Origin of the sequence: Halomonas sp. KM-1, from assembly GCF_000246875.1 — a bacterium.
Lineage (GTDB): Bacteria > Pseudomonadota > Gammaproteobacteria > Pseudomonadales > Halomonadaceae > Halomonas > Halomonas aerodenitrificans.
This window is the reverse complement of record NZ_BAEU01000027.1, coordinates 1-6,595: the sequence shown is the minus strand read 5'-3', so window position 1 is coordinate 6,595 and position 6,595 is coordinate 1. Positions and strand designations below refer to the sequence as shown.

7 protein-coding genes are annotated in these 6,595 nt (G+C 66.0%); all 7 read right to left on the bottom strand.

Annotated features, from left to right (window positions below; genetic code table 11):
• A partial coding sequence (locus tag B8115_RS02445; RefSeq protein WP_010626156.1) for a type VI secretion system-associated FHA domain protein occupies positions 1-411 on the bottom strand: 411 nt, incomplete at its 3' end.
• Positions 412-415: 4 nt separating this feature from the next.
• The gene (gene tssG / locus B8115_RS02440; RefSeq protein WP_010626155.1) at positions 416-1,435 is read right to left on the bottom strand and encodes a type VI secretion system baseplate subunit TssG; all 1,020 of its coding nucleotides are present in this window, start codon (positions 1,433-1,435) and stop codon (positions 416-418) included.
• Positions 1,399-3,162: a type VI secretion system baseplate subunit TssF gene (tssF, locus tag B8115_RS02435; protein WP_010626154.1), complete on the bottom strand. Its 1,764-nt coding sequence runs from the start codon at positions 3,160-3,162 to the stop codon at positions 1,399-1,401. The genes tssG and tssF overlap by 37 nt, the downstream gene beginning before the upstream one ends.
• Before the next feature lie 41 nt (positions 3,163-3,203).
• Positions 3,204-3,635 (bottom strand): type VI secretion system baseplate subunit TssE, encoded by a 432-nt coding sequence (gene tssE, locus B8115_RS02430; RefSeq protein ID WP_010626153.1) that lies wholly within the window; start codon positions 3,633-3,635, stop codon positions 3,204-3,206.
• A gap of 15 nt (positions 3,636-3,650) precedes the next feature.
• Positions 3,651-5,132 (bottom strand): type VI secretion system contractile sheath large subunit, encoded by a 1,482-nt coding sequence (tssC, locus tag B8115_RS02425; RefSeq protein ID WP_010626152.1) that lies wholly within the window; start codon positions 5,130-5,132, stop codon positions 3,651-3,653.
• 85 nt (positions 5,133-5,217) lie between these two features.
• On the bottom strand, positions 5,218-5,727 hold the full coding sequence (tssB, locus tag B8115_RS02420) for a type VI secretion system contractile sheath small subunit (protein WP_010626151.1): 510 nt from the start codon (positions 5,725-5,727) through the stop codon (positions 5,218-5,220).
• Positions 5,728-6,238: 511 nt separating this feature from the next.
• The coding region (locus tag B8115_RS02415) for a transketolase C-terminal domain-containing protein (protein WP_010626150.1) at positions 6,239-6,595 on the bottom strand (357 nt) is incomplete at its 5' end.

Genomic DNA, 6,595 nt, shown 5'->3' with positions numbered 1-6,595 from the left:
CTCCTGTTCGTCGTCGACCAGCGCGGCAAGCGGCTGGGCGCCGGGCAGGCCGGCCTGGCGGTCGCCCAGATGCACGCGCACCCGGTATTCGCCGATCCCCAGCTCGTCGCCATCGCGCAGGGCGACCCGGCGCTCGCGGCCCAGCGGCAGCGTGGCCTGATTGATGAAGGTGTGACCGCTGCGGTCGATCAGGCAGAACTGGCCGTCGGCCCGGCGGATCTCGGCATGGGCGGGACGGATTCGTCCGGCATGGTCCTGCAGCAGCCAGTCGTCGCTCTCGGCGCTGCCCAGGGTTCCCCCCGAGGCCGGAAATACATGGCTGCTGGTGGAGCGCCCCTCCAGCCGTTCGCTGTTGAGCACCACCAAGGTGACGGCGCTGGCGGCACCCTGGGGCCGGGAAAGATACGTCATCGCATTACCCTGTCATCTGAATGCGCACCCGGCGCCGCCCCGAGGCGGCACCGGCTTGGGGGTTGACGAAAGTGGTCCAGCCGAGCTGGCAGCAGCCATGGTCGCCAAGACGCATGGGCTGCACCGCGCTCTCCAGCAGTTCCAGTTCGAGGTCGTAGGCCAGCGGCTCGCGCAGCACGAAGCTGACCAGGGTCTTGAGCGGCGCATGCTCGCAGCCGTCGGGCAGGAAGTCGCGGAAGCGGGCCAGGCTGAGCCCCTGCAGGCACAGGGCGAACTTGCCGCCCACGTCGGCGACCCGCTCGCCGGCCACCATGTCCTCGCCCAGGGTCATGGCGCCGAGGCCGGTGCGGCTGCGCTGGTCCTCGGGAATCTCGACCCAGCGGTGCACCCACTGCTCGACGCTCACGTCGTCGAGGTCGAAGCAGTGACCGACCACGCTCTCGACCACCTCGGGCGAGCGCGAGCGCCCCGCCAACAGGCCGGCATAGGCCAGCATCTTGCCCCAGTTGATCGGCGCCTCGCCGCGCAGCTCCTCGTCGGCCAGTCCTACCAACGCGAACACCGCGGCGGAGAAGCCGTCGCTGGCGCCATCCTGGTAGCGCACGTAGTGGCGGTACTTGCGCCAGCTGCGATGCACCAGGGTCAGCAGGCGGTGGTTGAAGAAGTCTAGAAAGTCGCGGGCGACCCCTTCGTGATGGGCCGCCTCATGGGCTAGCGATTCCAGGTAGTAGCCGGGCAGCGGCGACTGGGCCCCCTGCAGGCCGAAGAAGCTGACTTCCAGCGCGTATTCGCCGCTCGGGCGCGGTTCCAGTGCCACCACGTCGCTGCCGGGGAAGCCAAGCGACGCCGAGGCGCTGAAGCGCACCCGCTCGCGACCGGGATGCACGTCGGCCACGCGCTCGAGATCGTCGTCATGGTGACGATGCAGCAGCTCGACGAGCTGGTAGAAATCGTAGCGCCGGGCTCCCTCGATCAGGGCCAGCGGCGCTAGATCAGGGGTTGTTGGCCCGACTGTAAGGTCCATGCGTAACGTTCCTGGTTGTGACGATTGACGACGTGGAGTTCGTGGAACGAGTTGATGCTGGCGTAGAGCGAGAAGAATCGTGCCAGCACGCTGCCGAACAGATAGAGGCTGCCCTCGTCGCCGAAGGCTTCCTGGTCCAAGGTCATGACCGAGCGCAGGCCGCGTACCGGCAGGCCACGCTTGAGCCGGTCGATGGAGCGGGTCTCGATGTTCAGCACACCGGCCAGACGCTTCTGCGACACCCGCTCGGCCTGGCGGTCAACCAGGGCACGGAAGTCGTAGGCCCGCAGCACCGAGCACAGCGCATCGCGCTCGAGCAGCGACAGGTAGTTGAGCGATAGGTTGGAGATCAGCGTCCACAGCAGGCTGCCGTCCAGGGTCGGGCGCAGCGCCGGGGTGGGCCGGGTGATGTTGCGATAGGCGGCGAACACCGGACTGGTATCGGTGGAAGCGATGATGTCGCCCACCGCCAGGCGCTCGGGCAGGGTGCGGTTGCTGCAGGTCAGGCGCAGCGAGATGGTCTCGCGCATGCCGACGCAGGCCTGCTCGTCGCCGCGCACGAAGGCGATGTCGTGGTCGAAGCCGTCGCCGCGCAGGCTGTCGCGTACCCGCACGCGGAAATAGCGCGCCTCGCGGCCGCGGTCACGTTCGATCTGATGCTGGAAGCTCTCGAACGGCACGTACTGACGCGGCTCGCCGCGCATCTTGCCGCTATCGCCCTCCAGCCAACCCTGTACCGCGTCGACGCTGAACACCTCGTAGTGCTCCGCCGCGCGGCTGCTGGGGCGAATGCGGTACTCGCTGCGCTCGCCGTTGAGGTCGATGGGGTCGGCGTCGTGACTGAACAGGTTGATGGCCGGGGCGCAGAACAGCGCCAGATGCTCGTCGCGCACCTTGGCGTCCGCCGGCAGCGTGCGCGAGAAGACGAAGCGCAGCACGATGCGCGAGGCCTGGCGCGCCGGCAGCAGCCGACCCAGCCCCACCAGATCGACGAAGTGGAAGGCCTCGGGAAAGCACAGGTACTCCTGCAGGATGCGATAGCCCTGGTGCACGTTGCGCGGATAGGGCAGCAGCGCGTGCTCGCGCTCGAAGCCCACCGGAGAGAGCATGTCGCGAGGCAGTGGAACCACGGCGCCATCGATCTCCAACTCCAGGCGCGACAGATAGTGGCCCAGCCACAGATAGAGCGTGCGTGCGGTATAGCCGCCGCCGCCCAGATGCAGGCGCAGGTTGTCGATGCCCAGCGCATCCAGCGACTGGTCGCCGTCCACGTCGAGAGCCAGTTCGACGATGGAGGACTCACGGGAGTGGCGCGCCTCCACGCCGGCATGCATCAGCGGATAGAGCGCCACGTCGTGGCAGATACGGAAGCGACAGGCGGTGCCGTCGATGGGGCGCGCCGCCAGCGTGGTGCCGGCGGCCACCTCCTGGCGTCCGCTCAAGGCACCCTTGTTGGGCGTGAACTGCATGATCGTCATGCTCGGCACCGGGCGCAGATAGTTGGGCCACAGCATGGAGATCAGCGAGTGGGTCAGCTCGGGGAACTCGTCCTCGACCTTCTCGCGCATGCGTCCGGTGAGAAAGGCGAAGCCTTCCAGCAGGCGCTCGACGTCCGGGTCCGTGCTGCGCTCGGAGAGGAAGCGGCTGAGGCCGGGGTTGGCCTCGGCGAACTCCCGCCCCTGCAGCTTCAGGTAGTCGAGCTCGTCCCGGTAATAACGATTGAGCATGCACGCCTCGCTTCCTGGCTGGGGCTAATCGGCTTGGGTACTCAGTTCAGGCACTGGTAGCGTTTGTCGTTGAGCAACAGATCGATGGTGGCCTGGCCCTGGTCGCGCCCGAGATCCACCGTGGCGTGCACCTGGAAGCGCAGCTGCAAGGGGTCGCTGCCACGCGGCAGCGACTCCACTTCCACCTGCCGCACACGCGGCTCGAACCGCTCGATGCACTGGCGTATGGCACGCTGGATGTTGCGTTCCAGATCGAGCACGCCGATAGTCGCGTCGTTGAAGTCGAGAAGCCCCAGCTCCGGGGCACATTCGCTGTGCCCCGGGTGGCTGTTGAGCAGATCGACCAGATGGCGCTTGATGGACTCGACGATCTCGGCAAGGCTCGCCTCGGCGCCGCCGGCTTCCGGTCGCTCGGGAGTCGCCAGACGCTCGAACAGCCGATTGCCGAGCACGCCACCACGGTGGATCGTCATGGCCGCGTCCTCCCCTTACTCCTTGTCCAGACGGCCCACCAGTGACAGCTCGAAGTTGGCGCCCATGTACTTGAAGTGCGGACGCACGGCCATGGAGACCTGGTACCAGCCCGGATCGCCCTCGACGTCGGAGACCTGAATCGAGGCGGCCCGCAGCGGACGACGACTGCGCACCTCGGCCGGGGGATTTTCCTGGTCGGCAACGTACTGGCGAATCCACACGTTGAGCTCGCGCTCGAGATCCTGACGCTCCTTCCAGGAGCCGATCTGCTCGCGCTGCAGCACTTTGATGTAGTGAGCCAGGCGGTTGATGATGAACATGTAGGGCAACTGGGTGCCGAGCTTGTAGTTGGTCTCGGCGGCCTTGCCCTCGGGGGTGTTGGGGAAAACCTTGGGCTTCTGCACCGAATTGGCGGAGAAGAAGGCGGCGTTGTCGCTGCCCTTGCGCATGGTCAGCGAGATGAAGCCCTCTTCGGCCATCTCGAACTCACGGCGGTCGGTGACCAGCACCTCGGTGGGGATCTTGGCCTGCAACTGGCCCAGCGCCTCGTAGGTGTGCACCGGCAGGTTCTCCACCGCGCCGCCGCTCTGCGGGCCGATGATGTTGGGGCACCAGCGGTACTTGGCGAAGCTGTCGGTGAGGCGCTCGGCGAGCAGGTAGGCGGTGTTGCCCCACAGATAATGCTCGTGGCTCTCGCTGACCGTCTCGCGGTAGTGGAAGGTCTTGACCGGGTTCTCCACCGGGTCGTAGGGCATGCGCAGCAGGAAGCGCGGGGCGGTCAGCCCTAGGTAGCGGGCGTCCTCGGACTCGCGCAGGCTGCGCCAGCGGGCGTACTTGGGCCCTTCGAAGATCGCCTTGAAGTCCTTGATGTTAGGCAGCTCCTGGAAGCTGTCGATGCCGAAGAAGCTCGGCGCCACCGAGGAGAGGAACGGCGCGTGTGCCATGGCGCCCACGGCGGCGGTGAACTGCAGCAGCTTGATGTCGGGGGTCGAGGGCGAGAAGTCGTAGTTGCCGATGATGGCACCCACCGGCTCGCCGCCGAACTGACCGTACTCGGTCGCGTAGACGTGCTGGTAGAGCCCGCTCTGGCTGAGCTCCGGCGCGAACTCGAAGTCCTCCAGCAGCTCTTCCTTGGTGGCATGCAGCAGGTCGAGCTTGATGTTCTGGCGGAAGTCGGTGCGGTCGACCAGCAGCTTGAGCCCGCGCCAGGCCGATTCGATCTGCTGGAAGCCACGGTCGTGCAGGATCTCGTCGACCTGACTGCCGATCTTGCGGTCGAGCTCGACGATCATGCGGTCCACCACCGCCTTGTTGACCTGCGGCGCCGCGTCGTCGCTGCGCAGCAGCTCGGCAATGAAGGCGGCCACGCCCTGCTTGGCGATGTCGTAACCGTCCTCGGACGGCGCCAGGCGGGTCTGCGCCATCACCTGATCGAGAAGGGAGCCCTCGGCCTGGGCCCCGGCGGCCTGTCCCTGCGTCTGTGCCATTTCGCTCATTGTACGTGCCTCGAATCTTTTGCCTGGCCGGGAACTTCATGCGCTTGTGAGCGCGCTCCCGGAATGCCTCTGTGACGCTGGAGCCTCAGCTCTTGGCGTCGTCGCGAGTGTCCAGCAGCTCGAGTTCGGCGAGCAGCTGCGTACGCGCCTCGTCGCTCTCCATCAGCTTCTGCAACTGGTCACGGAACGCAGGGACGTTGCCCAGCGGGCCCTTGAGCGCCACCAGCGCCTCGCGCAGCTCGACCAGCTTGCGCAGCTCGGGCACCTGGCGTGCCACGCTGTCGGGAGTGAAGTCCTCGAGCGACTTGAATTCGAGGTTGACCGGCAGGTCGCCGGCGTCCTCGCCCTCCTCAAGGCGATTGGGCACGCTGGCGGTCAAGCTGAGACCGGCTTCGCGCATTACCGACTTGAAGTTGTTCTTGTCCACCGAGAGCTTTTCCCGCGCCTCGATCGGCGTGGCCTCGGCACCCCCCTTGAAGTCGCCTACCACCAGCAGCTTGAGCGGCAGTTCGGTTTCCGCCTGCTGATCGCCGGTAGCCGGCACATACTTGATGTTGATGCGCTCTTTCGGCGCAACGGTTCCTTCCTTCGCCATTGGAGAAGCTCCCTGATGGACCGCCTTGTTTGGAATCGCAACAGCTGAATCGCTACAGCTGCGTCGACAACGCACCACGCCCTGTCCGCATCAGCCCACACTCAGTCAGGCAGATGCGGTCAGCATTCAGGTGAGAAGCGTTATCGCCCTTGCTCGTGAGGCGAGAGAGTAATCAGGCTTGCGGCATGTGCCAAACGGCCCGATCGGCCGAGTGACGGTTACAACAGGGATACAGAGTGTCGTTTCGGCTTACACGTAACCTGCCACAACTCCCGTGGTGACGCGGGTCGTTCCCGGGCGCAGGCCATTACTTACATGAGGGAGAGCGAATGAACTACAAGCCTGTAGGAGATTGCTTACACGAATATAAGAAATATAGGGCAAATTGATACGCCATTCGCTTCACCTCGAAGTACGATGAATGACGCTGGCAGTACGAGAAGAACCAGTACCCCACAAACGAATCGGCCGAGCATGCGCCCGGCCGATTCCCTTCCCCGCGGCAAAGACCTCAACCCAGACGTGCGCGAATCGCCGCTTCGATACCGGCAGCATCGAGGCCACACTCGGTCAGCAGTTCGGCGGGCTTGCCGTGCTCGACGAAGGTGTCGGGCAGGCCCAGGTTGAGCAGCGCCACCTGCACGCCCTCGGCGGCAAGCAACTCGTTCACGCCGCTGCCGGCGCCGCCGGCTACCGCATTCTCCTCCAGGGTGACCAGCAGCTCGTGGTCGGCGGCGGCGGCCAGAATCGCCTCGCGATCGAGCGGCTTCACCGAGCGCATGTTGAGGTGCGTGGCATCGAGGGATGCGGCCACCTCGGCCGCCGGGCCGTTGAGGCTGCCGAAGGCGAGCAGGGCGACCCGCTTGCC